We start from the raw sequence: 19,137 nt of genomic DNA on the forward strand, positions 1-19,137 counted from the left end.
CGGACAGAGGTCCGCCCATTGGTCGCCGAGGTTGGTTACCGGGGGGTTAAGGAAACGCGGATGATTGGAATTGTAGGATGGGTAGAGCGAAGCGAAACCCATCAATTCCGCTGGAGCGATGGGTTTCGCTTCGCTCTACCCATCCTACGCGCCTCACACCACCGGCTTCACACCCGGCAGCGCCTGCACGAGCTCGCGGAACTTGGTGCCGCGGATCTCGAAGTTGCGGTACTGGTCGAAGGAGGCGCAAGCCGGCGACAGCAGCACGACTGCATCGTTAAGGCCCGATGCCTCCGCATCGCGCGCGGCGTGCTCGACGGCAACGTCAAGGGTCTGGCTGATCTCGTGCGCGACCGAGCCGAGCGTGCCGGAAAACTCCTGCGCGGCCTCGCCGATCAGATAGGCTTTTCGGATGCGCGGGAAATAGCCGGTCAAGCTGGTGATGCCGCCCGCCTTCGGCTTTCCGCCCGCGATCCAGAAGATATCGGCGAAGGACGACAGCGCATGCGCGGTGGCGTCAGCGTTGGTGCCCTTGGAATCGTTGACGAACAGCACATTGCCGCGGCGGCCGACCTGCTCCATGCGATGCGCAAGGCCCGGAAAGCTGCGCAGGCCCTTTTGCAGCACATCGAGGCTGATGCCCATTGCGAGCGCAGCAGCGGCCGCGCAAGCCGCGTTCTGCGCGTTGTGCTGGCCGCGCAGCGATCCGATGCCACCGAGCTTTGCGACTTCGCTGCGCGCGCCACCCGCGGTGCGCACGATGGTGCCGTGCTCGACATGGATGCCGCTCGCGAGCGGATTCCTGACGGAGATGCGCACGACGTTCTTGCCGGCACGGTCGAGCCGGTCGGCGATGTCGCGGCAATAGCCGTCGTCGACGCCGACGATCGACGTGCCACCGGACTGCACGCCCGCAACGAGACGCTCTTTCACCGCAGCGTAGTGCTCGATCGTGCCATGACGGTCGATATGATCCTCGCTGACATTCAGCAGAATGCCGACGGAGGGATCGAGCGAGGGCGTGAGGTCGATCTGGTAGGACGACATCTCGATGACGTGGACGCGGCCCATGCGCGGCGGTTCCAGCGACAGGATCGCGGTGCCGATGTTGCCGCCCATCTGGGTGTCGTAGCCCGCGACCTTGGTCAGATGCGCGATCAGCGCCGTCGTGGTCGACTTGCCGTTGGTGCCGGTGATGGCGACGAACGGCGCGTTCGGCGCATGGCGGCGGCGCTCGCGGCAGAACAGCTCGATGTCGCCGATCACCTCGCAGCCTGCCTCTCGCGCCTTCAGCACGCTCCAGTGCGGCACCGGATGGGTGAGCGGCACGCCGGGCGCGAGCACCAGCGCTGCGAAATTGGCCCAGGACACGTTGCGTAAGTCCGCGGTGATGAAGCCAGCCTGCGCCGCCTTGGCGACGTTCTCGGCATTGTCGTCGGCGGCGATCACCTCGGCGCCGCCCGCTTTCAGCGCATGGCAGGAGGCGAGCCCCGAGCCGCCGAGGCCGAACACCGCGACCGTCTTGCCGGCGAAGGATGTGGCGGGGATCATCGCGGTTCCATCACCGCAGCTTCAGCGTCGAGAGACCGGCGAGCGCCAGCATCACCGAGATGATCCAGAACCGGATCACGATCTGCGGCTCGGTCCAGCCGAGCTGCTCGAAATGGTGATGGATCGGCGCCATCCGGAAGATGCGCTTTCCGGTGAGCTTGAACGAGACCACCTGGACGATGACGGAGACCGCCTCCAGCACGAACAGGCCGCCGATCACCGCGAGCACGATCTCGTGCTTCACCGCGACCGCGATCGCGCCCAGCATGCCGCCGAGCGCGAGCGAGCCGGTGTCGCCCATGAAGATCGAAGCTGGTGGGGCATTGAACCAGAGGAAACCGAGACCGGCCCCTAACAGTGCACCGCACAGCACCGCGAGCTCGCCGGTGCCCGCGACATATTTGATCTGGAGATAGTCGGCGAACACGGCGTTGCCGGCGAGATAGGCGATCATCGCGAAGCTCGCGGTCGCGATCATCACGGGCACAATGGCGAGGCCGTCGAGGCCGTCGGTGAGGTTCACCGCATTGCCGGCGCCGACGATGACGAAGGCGCCGAACACGACGAAGAACCAGCCGAAATGCAGCACGGTGTCCTTCAGGAACGGAATCGTCAGCGCGGTCGAGGCGGGATCGCGGTTCAGCCGCACCAAGGCATAGCAGGCGACCAGCGCGATCGCCGCCTCGATCAGCAGGCGCAGCTTGCCGCCGAACCCGGTCGTGGTCTGCTTGGTCACCTTGAGGTAGTCGTCATAGAAGCCGACGAAGCCGAAGCCGAGCGTCACCGCCAGCACGATCCAGACATAGGGGTTGAGCGGATTGGCCCACAGCACGGTGCCGACCGTGAGGCCGGACAGGATCATCAGCCCGCCCATGGTGGGCGTGCCCTTCTTGCTGAGATGCGATTGCGGGCCGTCGGTGCGGATCGGCTGGCCCTTGCCCTGGCGGATGCGCAAATGATCGATGATCCACGGCCCGAACAGGAACACGAACAGCGCGCCGGTGACGATGGCGCCGCCGGTGCGGAAGGTGATGTAACGGAAGACGTTCAGGACGGTGCGCACCGCACCGAAACTCGGAAATGTGTTGGAGAGCTCGATCAGCCAGTAAAACATTCAGACGGTCCTATGGGGCCTTGCGCACGCGGTCTTGACCTTGTTCTCGGCCCTTCACCTCGACTCACCGTGCCTCACGCGTATTCGCTGGTCTTCATGGGTCGGGCGACCTCTGGGAAAACGATCCGCGCCGCAAAAGGTGGGATTCGGGAACAGCGCCTTCCAAGCAGTTTACGCCTTTGCCTGCAAGGCGGCCACTAGGCCCGGCACAAACTTGTTGACCCAGAACATCTTCTTGCTGCCCTTGACAACCACGACATCGCCTGCCTTCAGCAGGTTCGCGACCTCGGCCGGCTTCAGCGTGGCGGGATCGTCGTGCCAGCCCAGGTTTTTTCCTGCCGGCAGCAGCTCGTAGAGGTGGCGCATCAAGGGGCCGACGCAATAGACGCCGTCGATGCCTTCGAGATGCTCGGCAAGGCCGGTGTGATAGCAAGGCGCGTCATCGCCGAGCTCGAGCATGTCGCCGAGCACCGCAATGCGGCGGCCGCCGGTCATGCTGCGCGCCTGCAGGCTTTGCAGCGCAGCAGCGACGCTGGCCGGATTGCCGTTGAAGCTGTCGTCGATCACGGTGACGCCGCCGACCACCTGCTCGACGCCGCGGCCGGTCATGATGCCGACCCGGTCGAGCTTGATCGCAAGCGTCGCCGCATCGAGGTTTGCGGCGCGGATCGCAGCGAGCGCGGCGAGCGCATTGTGCACGCGGTGCGGCGCGCCCGGCGTCAGGCTGAAGGCGATCTCCTTCTTGCCGATCATGGCGACGATCTGCCAGCTCTCGCCATGCGGCGCGTGCGCGACCTCGTGCACCTCGGCATGCTCGCCGAAGCGCACCACCTTGCCCTTCCATTCGGACGCCTTGAGGCCGGCAGGCAGCACCAGCACGCCGTCCTCGGGCAGGCCGAGCGCGATCGACACCTTCTCGCGGCGGATGGCTTCGAGCGAGCCGAGCTTCTCCAGATGCACCGGCTGGACGTTGACGACGAGCGCGACGGTCGGCCGCGTCAGCTCGCTGAGCCGCGCGATCTCGCCGGTCTGGTTCATGCCCATCTCGACGACCCAGAGGCTGGCATCTGGCCGCGCGTTGCACAGCGTCAGCGGCACGCCCCAGAAATTGTTGAAGCTCGCCGGGCTCGCATAGGCATTCGGATAAGCTGCCAGAAATTCCTTGGTGCTGGTCTTGCCGGCGCTGCCAGTGAGGCCGATCACTGGGCCGTGGAAGCGCGCGCGGGCGGCGCGCGCGAGGCCCCAGAGGCCGTCGATCAGCGTGTCCTTCACGACGATCTGCGGAATGCGGATGCCCGCGATCTCGTGCGGCACGATCATCGCCACCGCGCCGGAAGCTTCCGCCTTGTCGGCGAACTCCCAGCCGTCGCGCCCGCTGGCGAAGGCCGAGACGAAGCCGCCGCTCGGCGTGCCGCTCAGCGCGACGAACAGGCTGCCCGGCTTCACCAGGCGGCTGTCCTGCGTGACGAAGCCGATCGGCGTGTCCGGAAATGATCCGGCAGCGCCCAGCGCGCGCGCGACCTCGGCCACCGTCCAGATTGGCGCGCTCATGCTGTCCTCGACGTCAATGCGGCGGCGACCGCCTCGTGATCACTGAAGGGCAGCACCTCGCCGCCGACGATCTGTCCGGTCTCGTGGCCCTTGCCGGCGATCAGCAGCGCATCGCCATCCTGCAGCTCCTCGATCGCGGCGCGGATCGCAGCGGCGCGGTCGCCGATCTCGCGGGCGCCCTTGGCAGCGGCGAGGATCTCGGCACGAATGGCTTCAGGCTTCTCGCTGCGCGGATTGTCGTCGGTGATGATGACCCCGTCGGCGTTCTCGGCCGCAATCTCGCCCATGATCGGCCGCTTGCCGGCGTCGCGATCGCCGCCGGCGCCGAACACCACGATCAACTTGCGTTTCGCATAGGGCCGCAGCGCCTGCAGCGCCTTCGCCAGCGCATCGGGCTTGTGGGCATAGTCGACGAAGATCGGCGCGCCATTGCGCTCGCCGACGCGCTCGAGCCGGCCCTTGGCGCCTTCGAGATGTTCGAGGCTCGCGAGCACATTGGACGCGTCGCTGCCGGTGCCTATGGCGAGACCGGCCGACACCAGTGCGTTCTCGATCTGGAATTCGCCGACCAGCGGCAGCCGGACCGCGTAGCGCTTGCCGCGATGCTCGAGCGCGAGCGTCTGTGAGAAACCCTCGACCTTCGCATCCACGAGACGAATGCCCTCACCACCGTCGCCGTTACGGCCGACCGCCATCACGCGCAGGCCGCGCGACTTCGCAGCATCGATCACCTCGGCCGAGCAATCATGATCCGCGGAGATCACCGCTGCGCCGTCAGGCTGAACCAGCTCGCGGAACAGGCGGAGTTTTGCGGCAAGATAGTGCGCGACGGTCGGATGGTAATCCATGTGGTCGCGCGAGAGATTGGTGAAGCCGCCGGCGGCGACGCGCACGCCGTCGAGGCGATACTGGTCGAGCCCGTGCGAGGAAGCCTCGAAGGCAAGATGCGTCACGCCCTCGCGCGCGATCTCGTCCAACTGCCGGTGAAGCGCGATCGGATCCGGCGTCGTCAGCGAGCCATAGACGGTGCGCTTCGGCGAGACAAGACCGATGGTTCCAATGCTGGCGGAGGCATGACCCAGCCGCTCCCAGATCTGGCGCGTGAAGGCGGCGACCGAAGTCTTGCCGCTGGTGCCGGTCACCGCGGCAATGGTCGCGGGCTGTGCAGGGAAGAATCTTGCCGCGGCCAGCGCCAGTGCGCGGCGCGGATTGGCGACCGCAATGAACGGCACCTTGCTGCCATCGGGTGCATGTTCCCCGACCACCGCCACCGCGCCCGCGGCAATCGCGGCATCGATGAAGCGCGCGCCGTCGGTCTTGCTGCCCGCGAGTGCAAAGAAGAGATCGCCGGGCCTGACCACGCGGCTGTCCAGCGCAACGCCGGTCACATCCAGCGCCGCGACGGCGGGCTCGATTGCGGCGTCATTGCCTAGAAGTTCACGCAGCTTCATGGTCGTCCAGTCGACATGCCGCGCCGGAGAGCCGAATCGTCAGGAAAAGCCGAATCAGCACCGGCGATGGCCACCCCAGTTGATTACTGGGTTGTCCTGGATGCTGCAAGAATAAGGCGGTCGGACGGCGGCAGGTCGAACCGCGGCTCGACGCCCAGAAGCGGGGCGATCCGCTCGATCACCTTGCCGCCGGTCGGCACCGCGTTCCAGCCCGAGGTGATGAAACCCTTCGTTTCAGGGATCGCCTGCGGCTCGTCCAGCATGATCAGGATCTGATATTTCGGATCGTCGCAGGGCATGATCGCGGTGAAGGAGTTCAGCACCCGCTTCTTGGCATAGCGGCCGTTGATGACCTTTTCGGACGTGCCGGTCTTGCCGCCGACATAGTAGCCCTTGACGTCGGCGGTCTTGGCGGTGCCGATTTCGGCGTTGAGCCGCATCAGGAACCGCATCTTGTCGCTGGTCTCCGGCTTGATGACGCGCTTGGCCATCGCCGCCGCTTCCTCTTCGGTGCGCTTCATGAAGGTCGGCGGAATCAAGTAGCCGCCGTTCACCAGCGCATTGATGCCCATCACCGCCTGCAGCGGCGCCACCGAGATGCCCTGGCCGAACGCGATGGTCACCGTGTTCAATTCACCCCAGCGCCGCGGCACTAGCGGCGCCGCGCTCTCCGGCAGCTCGGTGCGCAGCCGCGTCAACTGGCCCATCTTGGCGAGGAACGCCCTGTGCGCCTCGACGCCCTGGCCGAGCGCGATCCGCGCCGCTCCGATGTTGGACGAGTAGGTGAACACTTCCTTGGTGTTGATGAAACGGCCGAGCGGATGGCTGTCGTGGATGGTGAACTTGCCGTAGTGCAGATTGCCGCGCGCATCCCACGACGAGTTCAGATTGATCTTTCCGGAATCGAGCGCCATCGCCAGCGTGAACGCCTTGAAGGTCGAGCCCATCTCGTAGACGCCCGTGGTCAGGCGGTTGATACGGTCGGGGTCGTGCGCTTCCTTCGGGTTGTTGGGATCGAAATCCGGCAGCGAGACCATGGCCACGAGCTCGCCGGTCTTGACGTTGGAGACGATGCCGGACGCCGCCTTGGCGTGGTACTTCTCCTTGGCCTTCAACAGCTCGTCGCGCAGCGCGTGCTCGACGCGCAGATCGATCGAGAGCTCGATCGGCTTCTGCAGCCGATCGGTGGCAAAGCCGGCGCGGTGGAGATCGGCGAGGCCCTGGTTGTCGAGCCACTTCTCCATGCCGGCGATGCCCTGGTTGTCGATGTTGACGAGACCAATGAGGTGGGCGACCTCGTTGCCGGTCGGATAGACGCGCTTGTTCTCGCGCAGGAAGCCGATGCCGGGAATGCCGAGCTTGTGGATGTCCTGCTGCTGCTTCGCCGTGACCTCGCGCTTGAGCCAGACGAAGCCCTTTCGTCCCGACAGGCGCTCGCGCACCTCGGCGTCGTCGAGGTCGGGCACGGTGGCGGTCAGAAGCTCGATCGCCTCGTCCTTGTCGATGATGCGGCGCGGCTCGCCGAACAGGCTCGCGGCCTTGACGTCGGTCGCGAGGATCGCGCCGTTGCGGTCGACGATGTCGGGGCGTGCGGTCGCGACCACCTCCTGTGCGGCGGCCCGGCGCGCGCTGTGGGCGTCGGCGCCGATCGCGAACATCACGAGCCGGCCGCCGATCAGGAGATAGACCGAGGTAAAGGCGAGCATCGCAAGGCCGACGCGCGCGCGCGCTTTCGCGGCACGGTCGACATTGCGCCCGTAGAGCAGGCTGCGGATCAACCGCTGCCGCCAAGGCTCGGTCTTTTGCATTGGTTTTGCGGGCGTCGCCGGGCTCATTGCTTGTCCTCGCGGCGAGGCACGGAGCCCGTCACGGTATCGGGGTCGCTCGCGGCTTCGATGGTGTTGAGCATGGCGCCGATCGGATCCGGCTCGCCCGGCCTGAACATCCGCGGCGGACGCTCCGGCAGGTTCTTCAGGGAGTCATATTGCGTACCGTTGACGGGTTTGAGCGGCAGATGCCGCTCGGCGAGGCCCTGCAGGCGCAAGGGCGCATCGAGCTTGGCCCATTCGGAGCGGAGCGCTGCGATCGCGTCGCGCTGCTCGCGGATCTCAGCATGCAGCCGCAACACCCTCTCGGTGCGCGCCGTGGAGTCCATCTTGATCCGGTAGACATAGGCCGCCGCGAAGATCAGCGCGCCGATGACGAGGAGGTGGATGATGCGCATGCGCTAGCCGCCCCTCATCACGTCGGAGAGCTTTGGCCAGGACGACGGCTCGCTGTCGTGATGTGCCGGCGCCGAAGTGCGCTCGGCGGCGCGCAGCTTTGCCGAACGCGCGCGCGGATTATTCGCGACTTCTTCCTCGCCGGCGACCACGGGACGCCGCGTCAGCAGCTGGAAGCTCGGCGCGGTTTGCGCCACCTCCGGCAGATGCCGCGAGCCGCCGCCGGTCTTCGAACGTTCGGCGAGGAAATTCTTGACGATGCGGTCTTCGAGCGAATGGAACGAGACCACCACGAGTCGGCCGCCGGGCTTGAGAACGTGCTCAGCCGCGGCGAGCGCGGTCTGGAGCTCCTCGAGCTCCTCGTTGACGAAGATGCGCAGCGCCTGGAACGTCCGCGTCGCCGGATGAATGTCGCCGGGTTTTGAGCGCACCACCCTGCCGACGAGATCGGCGAGCGCGCGCGTGGTCGTGAACGGCGTCTCCTGCCTGTCAGCGACGATGGCGCGGGCGACGCGGCGCGAATGCCGCTCCTCGCCGAACAGATAGATGATGTCGGCGAGATCGCTTTCCGAGGCGCGCGCGACGACGTCGGCCGCGGTCGGGCCCGCCTGCCCCATCCGCATGTCGAGCGGTCCGTCGAGGCGGAACGAGAAGCCGCGGCCGGCCTGGTCGAGCTGCATCGACGACACGCCGACATCCATCACGACGCCGTCGACGGCCTCAATGCCGTGTGCCGCGCAGACCTCGGCGAGATTGGAGAAGCGATCTTCAACCAGCGTCAGCCTTCCAGCGAAGCGCTCGACCAGCTCGGCCCCACCCGCAATCGCGGTGCGGTCGCGATCGATCGCGATGAGGCGGGTTCCCGGCACGTCGAGGATCGCGCGGCTGTAGCCGCCGGCGCCGAAGGTGGCATCGACATAGATCCCGCCTGCGCGGGGCGCGAGATGATCGATCGCCTCGCGGCCGAGCACGGGAATGTGAGGAGCGGTGCTCATGCGCAACGCCTGCCGAACAACCATGCCAGATCGGGGGCGAACCAGCCCATCACGCCTCGAATAATTCCGGCTCGCGGCGGTTCCACGACAAAGCCCCAGTCCAACATGGTTACCGAGCCGCGTCGTCCCGGGCTGCAAACCCAGAGTTCCCAGTGGAATTTGTCGGGCAGCCATGGGATTTCGAGCCAAAATACGCTTTGGCCGCCTCCGGACGCGGGTCGGCTCTTCATCCCTCAGTAACGGCCCTCAGCGTTAAGAAAGCGTTGATCGACCCGTTACAAGTCGAAAAGGTGTCTGACGTAAGATAGGGCGACTGGGCGGTGATGCTGCATCCACACACCCAGCCAAAATGCATCCGTTAACCGCGCCATGCGATTGCGCACGGCCGAGGGTAAAGGAATAGTAAAGAGAAGGGCTTGGCCCACTCTCCGTTCGATCTGAGCTGCCCATGCCGTCCGGTTCGTCAACACCGTCTGATTCGAAGCGTCAACGCGTTCTCCCGGTTCCCAAGGCCGCGGCGAACATGCGGACGTTCGAGCCGGATTCCTCGATCGTCTCCGACATCATTCCCTCGCCGAACTATGGCGAGCGCAACAAGACCCGGCAGCCGGACATGATCCTGCTGCACTACACCGGCATGCCCGATGTCGAGGGCGCGCTGGCGCGGCTGTGCACGGCGGGCACCGAGGTGTCGGCGCATTACGTCGTGCTGGAGGACGGCCGCATCGTGCAATGCGTGCCCGAGACGAAGCGCGCCTGGCACGCCGGCGTCTCGTCATGGGCCGGCGAGGACGACGTCAATTCCTGCTCGATCGGCATCGAGATCGTCAATCGTGGCCATGACTGGGGCTATCCGGAGTTTCCGCTGCGCCAGATCGCGGCCGTGATCGCGCTGTGCCGCGGCATCATGCTGCGCCGAAAAGTGCCGTCGCACCGCGTGCTCGGCCATTCCGACGTCGCTCCGGCGCGCAAGAAGGATCCCGGCGAGAAGTTTCCGTGGCATTCGCTGGCCAATTCCGGCGTCGGTCACTGGGTCACGCCCGCTCCGGTCGTGCGCGGCGAGAGCCTGATGCTCGGCACCATCAGCGACGCGGTGCTGAGCATGCAGCAGGCCCTCGCGAAGTACGGCTACGGCGTGCCGTTGACCGGCAAATACGACGCCGCGACGATGGAAGTCATCACCGCGTTCCAGCGCCATTTCCGCCCGGCGCGGCTCGACGGCGTCGCCGATCATTCGACGCTGTCGACATTGCAGGCGCTGCTGGCGAGCCTGCCGGCGGACGGAGCGACCACGCTGGCTTCGAAGTAGCGCGCTTGCGCTCCGTCGCGAGAGGAATTCCTTCCGCAGTTCGCTTGAAAGTGATCGCGCGATCGTCGCTGCAACTCCGATCGCCGGGCTATTGTCCGACGACCGGCTCCGAGCGGGACGAACGACACGATGCAGATTGATCGCAAGCTGCTGATCGACCGCCTCGCCGCTTTTCCGCGCCTGGGCCTCGCCGATCTTCCGACTCCGCTCGAGCCGATGAAGCGGCTGACGGCCCATCTCGGCGGGCCGCGACTGTGGGTCAAACGCGACGATGCGACCGGGCTCGGATTCGGCGGCAACAAGTTGCGCAAGCTCGACTACGTTCTGCACGACGCGGTTTCAAACGGCGCCGATACGATCGTCTCGGGCGGCGTCGTGCAATCGAACAGCCAGCGGCAGGTTGCAGCAGTTGCCGCCAAGCTTGGCCTCCCCTGTCATCTCGCCGTTTATCACGGCCGGCTCGCGCCGCCGACGCCGGAATACGAGACCTCGGGCAACGCCTTTCTCAATCGGCTGTTCGGCGCGCAGCTGCACGACGTGCCGTGGACCGGCGATCGCAATGCCGCCATCCGCGCGCTCGTCGACGATCTCCGGGCGCAGGGACGCAGGCCGTATTTCGTGCCTTACGGCGTTTCGAATGCACTGGGTGCGGTCGCTTACGCCACGACGATCTGCGAAATCGAGCAGCAGGCGGCGCTGTCGGGCATCAAGCCGGCCGCAATCGTGCATTGCACCGGAAGCGCCGGTACGCAGGCTGGTCTTGTCGTCGGTGCGGCCGCAGCCATGCCCGACACGCGAATAGTCGGAATCGATATCGATGCCGAGCCCGCGCGGGTCCGCTCCGATGTGGTGGCTCTTGCGCGGCTGGCGGCGGATCTGCTCGGTACAGGCTTCGACGACGCCATGGTCGAAGTGGTCGCCGGCCATGCCGGACCAGCCTATGGCGTGCCGCACGAGGCCACGATCGAAGCCATCCGGCTGGCAGGACAATCCGAGGCGCTCGTGCTTGACCCCGTCTATTCGGGCAAGGGGCTCGCGGGCCTGATCGCGATGATCCGCCAAGGGCGTTGGCGCAACGACGAGGATGTCATTTTCCTTCACACCGGCGGCGCGCCCGCCCTGTTCGCCTACCAAAGCGCGCTTGGCATCTAATCCATCTCGCTGACCCTTCGCGCATAGAGCCGCCGCAGCGGCTCGAGCTGCGTCGCCTCCGTCGCGGCACGATAGGCCTCGCGCGCCTCGTCCTTCCGCTCCAGCCGACGCAGCAGATCCGCGCGCACCGCGGGCAGCAGCTCATAGCCGTTGAGCCCGCCGCGCGCGGTGATCGCTCGACGAGATCGAGCGCGCGTGCCGGGCCGTCGACCATCGACACCGCCGCGGCATGGTTGAGCTCGATCACCGGCGACGGGCTTATGCGCAGCAGCACCTCGTAGAGCCCGGCGATCTGCGGCCAGTCGGTCTCCTCAAAACTCGGTGCGCGCGCATGCAGCGCGGCGATCGCTGCCTGCACAGCATAGGCCTGCGGGCGGCCGGGCAGGCGCAACGCGTCATCGACCAGGCGCAGGCCCTCCTCGATCTGCGCGCGGTCCCACAGCGAACGATCCTGCTCCTCGAGTAGCACGATGTCGCCGGCCGCCGTCTCGCGCCCGGCGCGGCGCGCATCGTGCAGCAGCATCAAGGCGAGCAGGCCCTTGACGCCGGCGCGCTCCGGCATCAGCCGGTCGAGCAGGCGGCCGAGCCGGATGGCTTCGACCACGAGATCGGGCCGCATCAGATCCGCGCCCGAGGTCGCGACATAGCCTTCGGTGAAGACCAGATAGATCACGGTGAGCACGCCATCGAGCCGCGGCACCAGGGTGTCGCGTTCGGGCACCTCATAGGGAATGCCAGCGAGCCTGATCTTCTGCTTGGCGCGGACGAGGCGCTGCGCCATCGCCTCCTCGCTGACGAGGAAGGCGCGCGCGACCTGCGCGGTCGAGAGCCCGCAGACGGTGCGCAGCGTCAGCGCGACCTGGACCTCGGGCGCGAACGCGGGATGGCAGCAGGTGAAGATCAGCCGCAGCATGTCGTCGTCGAGCATCGCCGGCGGCTCGTCGTCGCCTTGCGCGTTCAGCTCGAGCTCGTGCACCAGCGCCTGCTGCTTGCCGCGGAAGACGGCCCGGCGGCGGACGCGGTCGATCGCCTTGTTGCGCGCGACGTTCACCAGCCAGGCGCGTGGATTGTCCGGAATCTCGCACGCGCTCCAGCGCTCCAGCGCGACCGCAAAGGCGTCCTGGAGCGCGTCCTCGGCGAGATCGAAATCGCCGACGAGGCGGATCAGCGTGGCCAGCGCCCGCCCCGCCTCGTCGCGGAAGATCGTCTCGATGTCGCGAGAGGAGATCACTTGTTGTAGATCATGACCGGCCTGATCTCGATCGACCCGTCCCGCGCGTTGGGAATGCCCGCGGCAAGCGTGATCGCGGCGTCGAGATCCTTGGCTTCGACCAGATAATAGCCGCCGAGCTGCTCGCGCGTTTCCGCAAACGGGCCGTCGGTCGTGAGAGTCTTGCCCTCGCGCACGCGCACGGTCGTCGCCGTGGTCGTCGGCTGAAGGCCGTCGCCGGCCTTGAAATGGCCGCTCTGGACGATGGACTGCGTGTAGGTGCCGTACTCCGCCGAGATCTTCTGGCGGGCCTCGGGGCTCATCTTGCTCAGTTCCGCTTCGCTCCGGTAGATCAGCATCAGATATTGCATTGCTTAACTCCTGTTGTCGTGGGGATCACCGACATCCAGTCGAACGGGGCCGGCGCCAAACGACATCTTCAGGATAAATTATTTGGCCACGGCGCGCGCGGCGATATCGGCTTGACGGAACCGTCACAAATGCCCCATGCGTTACCAGTCAGTCGGCCGGACGGCCGCTCCGGCAGGTGCCGAAAGGCCGCCGGGGAGGAAAGTCCGGGCTCCCTTGACATGCGGTGCCGGATAACGTCCGGCGGGGGCAACCCCAGGGAAAGTGCCACAGAGAACGAACCGCCCGCCTTCGCCCCTTCGGGGCTTCGGCGAGGTAAGGGTGAAAAGGTGCGGTAAGAGCGCACCGCGGATCCGGCAACGGAGCCGGCATGGCAAACCCCACCGGGAGCAAAACCGAATAGGGACGGCGTAGCGGGCCGTTCGCGAAAGCGATAACGCCGCGGGGCGATGTCAGGCCCGCCGTCCGGGTAGGTTGCTCGAGGCCATGTGCAAACATGGTCCCAGAGGAATGGCCGTCACGTATCGTTTGCGCAAGCAGGCGGTGCCCTACAGAACCCGGCTTACAGGCCGGCTGATATCTTGCAACGAGGGGTTCGATGCTGACGCATCGGACCCCTCACCATTTTGGGTAGTGCACGCAGCCGTTCAAACGGTGTCATTCCGGGGCTCGCGAAGCGAGAGCCCGGAATCCATCGCGCGGCAGAGAATGCGGAGGAATGGATTCCGGGTTCGTGCTGCGCACGCCCCGGAATGACGGCTGCGAGTCAGGCCACGATCTCGTTCAAGACACCCATCAGTGCCTCCGGCGCCGTGACATTCGGCGCGTGGCTGGCGTCGAGCTCGAAATAGCGCCAGCCATCCTCGCTCTTCGCGCGCTTCGCGAATTGCCCGAACACATCGCCCGGCGGGATGCGTTTGCAGTAGATGTAGCTGCGCGGCATCGACGGCTCGCCACGCTCCAACTTCAGCTTCGTCTCGAAGCATTTGATCGACATGTCGACGCGGCGGTCATCGAGCCAGCGGAGATCGGCTTGCGGCGTATCCGCCGGCGGCGGGTTTGGCGGGACACGGTAGCCATCACCTGCGGCCGCCGCCTTGCGCATCGGCTCGCGGCCGGCGTCGTGCAGGTCGAACAGCGACTGACCGTCGCGCGGTACGAAGGCGTCGAGATAGATCAGCTGCGATACATATCCGCGCGCACGATCGGCGACACCGGTTGCGACCATGCCGCCATAGCTGTGCCCCAGCAGCACGACATCGCGAAAGTCCTCGAACTTGATGACGTTCAGAATGTCCTGGATATGCGTCTCGAGATCGATCGCGGGACTGGCGAGATGTTCACGCTCGCCGAGCCCGGTATAGGTCGGCGCCACCAGGCGGTGACCGGCCTGTGCCATCAGCGGATGCATCTTCTTCCAGGACCATCCGCCGGACCATGCGCCATGACAGAGCAGAAAAATCTTCGAGCGTCCGGCCATCTGCATTTCCATCGTTAGTGTCGGTACGATGGAGTGTAGTGGTGGGTCGCACCAAGTAAAATTCACGACCGCTTCAGGCGGCGCGCCGGTCCTTCACAAGTACCGGAGCGAACTCGGTGGCTTCGCGCCGCAGCTTGGCCGCCTCGAAGCCGTGCATCCCGAGCTGCCATTGCAGGCCGACGATGGCGCCCTTGGTCGGCTGCAAGAGCGCGAGCGAGGCGAACAGCGTCACGGGCAGCCACACCGCCAGTTGCAGCCAGACCGGCGGCGCATAGGCGGTCTCGATCGCAAGGATCGCCGGCACCACGAGATGGCCGACCACGACCATCACGAGATAGGCGGGGAAATCGTCGGCGCGCTGGTGGAACAGCTCCTCACCGCAATGATCGCAGCTATCGGCGACCTTCAGGAAGCGTCCGAACATATGTCCTTCGCCGCAGTTCGGGCACTTGCCGCGAAAACCGCGCCACATCGCCTTCGCCAGAGAAACTGAACCGGTCGTCATGACGACACCTCTTCCGTTTTGCTGATCCATACAATACTATCTTGCATCCATACATTCAAAGGATATGGGCCTAAATTGCATGGATTGGACCCCTACAATCTCGGAGCTGAGCGGGCCGCGCTACCAGCGCATCGTCGAGGCCATGGAAGCCGACATCGCCGCCGGCCGTCTCGTGCGCGGCCAGCAACTGCCGACGCAGCGCGCGCTGGCCAAAGCGCTCGGCATCGATCTCACCACGGTGACGCGCGCCTATACCGAGGCGCGGCGCCGCGGCATCATGGAAGCGCGCGTCGGACAAGGCTCGTTCGTGTCGGAGACCAGCGCGCGCCGCGCGGTCGACCTGCCGCATCCTGTCGCGATCGACCTCTCGATGAACGTGCCGCCGCATCCGCTGGAGGCACAGCTCGACGAGCGCATCATTGCGGGAATGGAAGCTCTCCGCGCGCAATCGGGCCTGACCGCGTTCCTGAACTACCAGCCGCCCGGCGGCAGCGCGCATGAGCGCGAGGTCGCTGCACGCTGGATGCGCGCACGCGTGCCGCACGCCCATGCCGACAGGCTGGTGATCTTTCCCGGCGCGCAGACCATCCTGTTCAACCTGCTGGCTCATCTGGCGCGGCCCGGCGATGTCGTGCTCACCGAGGCCCTCACCTTCCCCGGCATCAAAGCGGCCGCGGCTCGGCTTGGCGTCAAGCTCGTCAGTGTCGCCATGGATGACGGCGGCATCCTACCCGATGCGCTGGCAAGGGCTTGCCGCACGCACAGCCCGAAGGCCGCCTATCTCATCCCGACACTGCACAATCCGACCACCGCGACGCTTGCCCCCGAGCGCCGTGACGCCATCGCCAAGATCATCCGCGATGCCGATACGATTCTGATCGAGGATGACGCCTACGGCCTGCTCGACCGCTCGGCATCGCCGATCGCAAACCTCATTCCCGAGCGGACGTATCTCGCAACCACGCTGTCAAAATGCATCGCGCCGGCGCTCCGCGTCGCTTATCTCGTGACGCCCGACAGCGACGCGCAGCTTCAGATGCGCAGCTCTTTGCAGGCGACCGTGCAGATGCCGGCGCCGCTGATGGTCGCGCTGGTGACGCACTGGATCGAAGCCGGCATTGCCGACCGGATCATCACCGCGATCCGCAACGAAGCCATCGGACGCCAGCAGCTGGCGCAGCGGGCGCTGAAAGGTTTCCAATTCCTGGCCAAGCCCGCCGCCCATCATCTGTGGCTGCGGCTCCCGGACGGCCGCCCCGACATCGCGGCGCATCTGTTGCGCAACGGACTTGCGGTGGTCGCCGGCGATGCCTTCACCGTGGACGGTATGCCGCCGCATGCCGCGCGCGTCTCGCTGGGCGCGGCGCGCAACAGGGTGGAATTGACCGAGGCGTTGCGCATCCTGGTCGGCGCGCTGCACAAGCCCGCCGACACTAGGCAGATCGTCTAGGCGTTCATTGCTGATGGTGACGGCGATGACGCGGATGCACCACCGGCGCAACGGCTGACGGATAAGCCGCATAGGCATTGCTCGGCATTCCCTGCTGGCCAAGTGCCGCGCGTGCTGCGGGCGTGAGCTGGCCGCCATTGAGCACATCGCGGTCGGGATGTGCGGCCTGATAGGCCGCGGGCTCTGAAAACTGTGCCTGCGCCAAAGTCGGCATCAAGGCCATCGCCGACAGCAGCGCGGCCGAGACGGCCATCTTCGTGCCGGTCATGATCATGCTCCATCATCTAAACGGGGAACACGCCGATCGAAGCGCACTTAGCGTCGGGAGGCCCCAATTGAAGTACGACGATCATGTAGGCCGGTCTTTCGCGAGCGCCCGCGGTCGCGGATCACGCTTGCGTGCGGTTTTGAAATTGACCGCCCCGGCTGCGGCTGTGCTATGCGGGCAGTGGCGATCAACAATCCGGCATCGCCCATTGCAACAAGGACAATCCGTTGGAAACGCTCACCTACGTGCTGCTGCTGTTCGGCGCGCTGGCCGGAGGCTTCGTCTCGGGGCTGGCCGGATTCGGCACGGCGCTGATGGCGCTCGGCATCTGGCTCTACGTGCTGCCGCCCTCGCTCGCGGTGCCCCTGGTGCTGATCTGCTCGGTGATCGCGCAGACCTCGACGCTGCCGTCGATGTGGAAGAGTTTTGACCTGTCGCTGGTCTGGCCATTCCTGATCGGAGGATTGATCGGCGTGCCGCTCGGCACCATGATGGTCGCCTCCGCCGATCCCAAAGTGTTTAAGCTGAGCGTCGGCGTGCTGATCCTGATCTTTTCATCGGCGCTCTACCTGAACAAGAGACCGCTCGCCGTCAAATTCGGCGGCCGCATCGCCGACGGCGCGATCGGATTTGCCGGCGGCATTTTGGGCGGCCTCGCCGGACTGTCCGGGCCGCTGCCGATCCTGTGGGCCAATATCCGCGGCTGGAACAGGCATGAGCGGCGCGGCATCTTCCAGCTCTTCAATTTCACCGTGCTCGCAGCCGCGCTGGTGTTGCAGACCGCCTCGGGTCTCGTTGCATTCAAGGTGGTCTGGCTCGCAGCCGTCGCCTTTCCGGGCACGCTGATCGGCGCATGGGCCGGCGCCCGCGTCTATCACGCACTGAACGACAAGCACTTTGGCGACGTCGTGCTCGGCCTGCTGTTCCTGTCGGGCCTGACGCTCGTCTGGAACAGCATTGGCGCAATTTAGCTTGCGGCCTTGTTCGCGGCGAGCGCCATGCTCACGGCGCCGCAAATGAGCCGGAGCCGTGGGCAGGTCACAAGCCGCCGCTAAGCGGGCTCACGCACGGGAGGCGCGACCGGTCGAGCCTCCGCCTGCCCGGACGCCGCCTCCTTCAGCGGCAGGGCAAGGCGCTTCGTAAACTCGCGGCGCAACAGCCACACGTTCAAGGCCGCCTGCAGCGTGGTCGTCACGATCGACAAATACCAGACGTGCTCCATCCGGAAGCCCGGCCATGTCGAGAGCCAGATCGACGGCAGCGAATAGGTGAGGACCCGTATTGCCGAGGTCCACAGCACCGGCTTGGTGTTGCCCAGCCCCTGAAACATGCTGGAGCAGGTGAAGATCAGCGCCTGCGCCACCATGTTGAGCGAGATGATGCGCACAAACAGCGAGGCAACCGCCATCGTCTCCGGGTCGTTCGAGAAACCGGTCAGCAACAGACCCGGCGCGGCCTGCGCGAGAATCAGGAAGACGATCGTCACGGCAGTCGCGACCAGCGCCGCCTTGACGAAGGTCTCGCGCACGCGCGCACCATTGCCGGCACCGAAATTCTGGCCGGCGATCGGCCCTGCGGCGAGGGCAACGGCGAGCGCCGGCATCTGGATCAGGCCGAGGACACGCGTCCCGATGCCAAATCCTGCCTGCGCCGCCGGGCCGAAAATGCTGAGCACATAATAACCCACGCCCATGATGATGAAGACCATCACGAACTCGCCGCCGGCCGGCAGGCCGACATTGAGGATCCGCTTCCAGTGCCCGAAGCTGCGGCCGCCACTGCGCCGGATCGAAGACGACATAGCGCTCGACCTTGCGGAAATGGACCAGCAGCATCAGGACGCCGATGGCGACCGCGATCGAACTCGCCAGCCCGGCGCCGGCGACGCCGAGCGCGTGGCCGGTGCCCCAGCCCGAGATCAGAACCGGCGCCAGTGCGATGTTGATCGCGACCGCGACGGCCCGCACCAGCATCGCGGGGCGCACGATGCCGGTGGCGCGCATCGCGGAGGCCAGCACCTGCATGGCGAATTCCAGCGCGAGCGCCGGCATGAACCACAACAGGTATGTGGTCCCCGCCTCGATCGTGGCCTGGTCCGCGGCGACCGAACGCATGTAGAGGCGCGACAGCGCCGCGCCCATGACCAGGGTCAATAGGCCGAACAGCATCGACATCGCGATCGCCTGGTTGAAGATCAGATTGGCATCGTGCCGATCCTTGCGTCCCACGGCATGCGCGACCAGCGCCACCGTGCCGACGCCGAGCACCTGCAACAGCGCGTTGACGAGAAAGCCGGCATTGCCGGCCGCGGCGACGCCCGCCACCGCGGCTTCGCCGAGACCCGAGACGAAGTACAGATCGACCAGCTGGCAGATCATGATCGTGACCATGCCGAGCATGATCGGCGGCGCCATGGCCAGGATATGTCTCACGATGGAGCCGTGCGTCAGGTCTTTCATGTCATTCCATCCTCTGGCGGCGTGGCTGGCGATCGTCCGTCAGCCACGCGC

Annotated in this window: 15 protein-coding genes, 1 other RNA gene and 2 pseudogenes; 5 read left to right on the forward strand and 13 right to left on the reverse strand. The window is 66.0% G+C overall.

What is annotated here, in order from left to right; translation table 11 throughout:
* Nucleotides 1–153 precede the first annotated feature (153 nt).
* The 7 genes from murD to rsmH form a co-directional block, all read right to left on the reverse strand.
* Nucleotides 154–1,551 (reverse strand): UDP-N-acetylmuramoyl-L-alanine--D-glutamate ligase, encoded by a 1,398-nt coding sequence (murD, locus tag FOM02_RS05680; RefSeq protein ID WP_027560631.1) that lies wholly within the window; start codon nucleotides 1,549–1,551, stop codon nucleotides 154–156.
* Nucleotides 1,552–1,561: 10 nt separating this feature from the next.
* Nucleotides 1,562–2,665, reverse strand: a complete 1,104-nt coding sequence (gene mraY / locus FOM02_RS05685) for a phospho-N-acetylmuramoyl-pentapeptide-transferase (protein WP_027560632.1) — start codon at nucleotides 2,663–2,665, stop codon at nucleotides 1,562–1,564.
* A gap of 171 nt (nucleotides 2,666–2,836) precedes the next feature.
* A complete protein-coding gene (locus FOM02_RS05690; RefSeq protein ID WP_027560633.1) occupies nucleotides 2,837–4,216 on the reverse strand; it encodes a UDP-N-acetylmuramoyl-tripeptide--D-alanyl-D-alanine ligase in 1,380 nt (459 codons plus the stop codon).
* A complete protein-coding gene (locus FOM02_RS05695) occupies nucleotides 4,213–5,667 on the reverse strand; it encodes a UDP-N-acetylmuramoyl-L-alanyl-D-glutamate--2,6-diaminopimelate ligase (protein ID WP_027560634.1) in 1,455 nt (484 codons plus the stop codon). Before FOM02_RS05695 ends, FOM02_RS05690 begins: the two co-directional genes overlap by 4 nt.
* Before the next feature lie 83 nt (nucleotides 5,668–5,750).
* Nucleotides 5,751–7,502, reverse strand: coding sequence for a peptidoglycan D,D-transpeptidase FtsI family protein (locus tag FOM02_RS05700; protein WP_027560635.1), 1,752 nt, complete (start codon nucleotides 7,500–7,502; stop codon nucleotides 5,751–5,753).
* Nucleotides 7,499–7,891: a cell division protein FtsL gene (gene ftsL / locus FOM02_RS05705; RefSeq protein ID WP_027560636.1), complete on the reverse strand. Its 393-nt coding sequence runs from the start codon at nucleotides 7,889–7,891 to the stop codon at nucleotides 7,499–7,501. The genes FOM02_RS05700 and ftsL overlap by 4 nt, the downstream gene beginning before the upstream one ends.
* A 3-nt stretch (nucleotides 7,892–7,894) precedes the next feature.
* On the reverse strand, nucleotides 7,895–8,884 hold the full coding sequence (gene rsmH, locus FOM02_RS05710; protein WP_027560637.1) for a 16S rRNA (cytosine(1402)-N(4))-methyltransferase RsmH: 990 nt from the start codon (nucleotides 8,882–8,884) through the stop codon (nucleotides 7,895–7,897).
* 448 nt (nucleotides 8,885–9,332) lie between these two features.
* Here rsmH and FOM02_RS05715 point away from each other — a divergent pair, with 448 nt between their 5' ends.
* Nucleotides 9,333–10,193 carry an N-acetylmuramoyl-L-alanine amidase gene (locus FOM02_RS05715; RefSeq protein ID WP_181411701.1) on the forward strand — a complete coding sequence of 287 codons (861 nt, stop codon included), beginning with the start codon at nucleotides 9,333–9,335 and terminating at the stop codon, nucleotides 10,191–10,193.
* A 129-nt stretch (nucleotides 10,194–10,322) separates the two neighbouring features.
* On the forward strand, nucleotides 10,323–11,345 hold the full coding sequence (locus FOM02_RS05720; RefSeq protein ID WP_027560639.1) for a D-cysteine desulfhydrase family protein: 1,023 nt from the start codon (nucleotides 10,323–10,325) through the stop codon (nucleotides 11,343–11,345).
* Here the strand turns inward: FOM02_RS05720 and FOM02_RS05725 are convergent.
* Nucleotides 11,342–12,576, reverse strand: a pseudogene (locus FOM02_RS05725) (RNA polymerase sigma factor). The gene FOM02_RS05720 and the pseudogene FOM02_RS05725 sit on opposite strands and share 4 nt — an antisense overlap.
* Nucleotides 12,573–12,926, reverse strand: a complete 354-nt coding sequence (locus FOM02_RS05730) for a YciI family protein (protein ID WP_027560641.1) — start codon at nucleotides 12,924–12,926, stop codon at nucleotides 12,573–12,575. The pseudogene FOM02_RS05725 and the gene FOM02_RS05730 overlap by 4 nt, the downstream one beginning before the upstream one ends.
* A gap of 148 nt (nucleotides 12,927–13,074) precedes the next feature.
* On the opposite strand from FOM02_RS05730, the gene rnpB reads away from it, so the two are divergent.
* Nucleotides 13,075–13,505, forward strand: an RNA gene (gene rnpB, locus FOM02_RS05735) — RNase P RNA component class A.
* 185 nt (nucleotides 13,506–13,690) lie between these two features.
* Here the strand turns inward: rnpB and FOM02_RS05740 are convergent.
* Together FOM02_RS05740 and FOM02_RS05745 are read right to left on the reverse strand one after the other, a co-directional pair.
* A complete protein-coding gene (locus tag FOM02_RS05740) occupies nucleotides 13,691–14,404 on the reverse strand; it encodes an alpha/beta fold hydrolase (RefSeq protein ID WP_027560642.1) in 714 nt (237 codons plus the stop codon).
* Between the two features lie 73 nt (nucleotides 14,405–14,477).
* Nucleotides 14,478–14,939 carry a DUF983 domain-containing protein gene (locus tag FOM02_RS05745; protein WP_084334503.1) on the reverse strand — a complete coding sequence of 154 codons (462 nt, stop codon included), beginning with the start codon at nucleotides 14,937–14,939 and terminating at the stop codon, nucleotides 14,478–14,480.
* 49 nt (nucleotides 14,940–14,988) lie between these two features.
* Here FOM02_RS05745 and FOM02_RS05750 point away from each other — a divergent pair, with 49 nt between their 5' ends.
* Nucleotides 14,989–16,359: a PLP-dependent aminotransferase family protein gene (locus FOM02_RS05750; protein ID WP_027560644.1), complete on the forward strand. Its 1,371-nt coding sequence runs from the start codon at nucleotides 14,989–14,991 to the stop codon at nucleotides 16,357–16,359.
* A 4-nt stretch (nucleotides 16,360–16,363) separates the two neighbouring features.
* On the opposite strand, the gene FOM02_RS05755 is transcribed toward FOM02_RS05750, so the two are convergent.
* Nucleotides 16,364–16,627, reverse strand: coding sequence for a hypothetical protein (locus FOM02_RS05755; RefSeq protein ID WP_035730890.1), 264 nt, complete (start codon nucleotides 16,625–16,627; stop codon nucleotides 16,364–16,366).
* Nucleotides 16,628–16,854: 227 nt separating this feature from the next.
* Between FOM02_RS05755 and FOM02_RS05760 the strand changes: the two genes are divergently transcribed.
* A complete protein-coding gene (locus tag FOM02_RS05760; protein WP_027560646.1) occupies nucleotides 16,855–17,598 on the forward strand; it encodes a sulfite exporter TauE/SafE family protein in 744 nt (247 codons plus the stop codon).
* Nucleotides 17,599–17,678: 80 nt separating this feature from the next.
* On the opposite strand, the pseudogene FOM02_RS05765 reads toward FOM02_RS05760, so the two are convergent.
* Nucleotides 17,679–19,086: pseudogene (locus tag FOM02_RS05765) on the reverse strand (MATE family efflux transporter).
* Nucleotides 19,087–19,137: the final 51 nt, after the last annotated feature.

The organism is Bradyrhizobium sp. SEMIA, assembly GCF_014844175.1.
Lineage (GTDB): Bacteria > Pseudomonadota > Alphaproteobacteria > Rhizobiales > Xanthobacteraceae > Bradyrhizobium > Bradyrhizobium arachidis.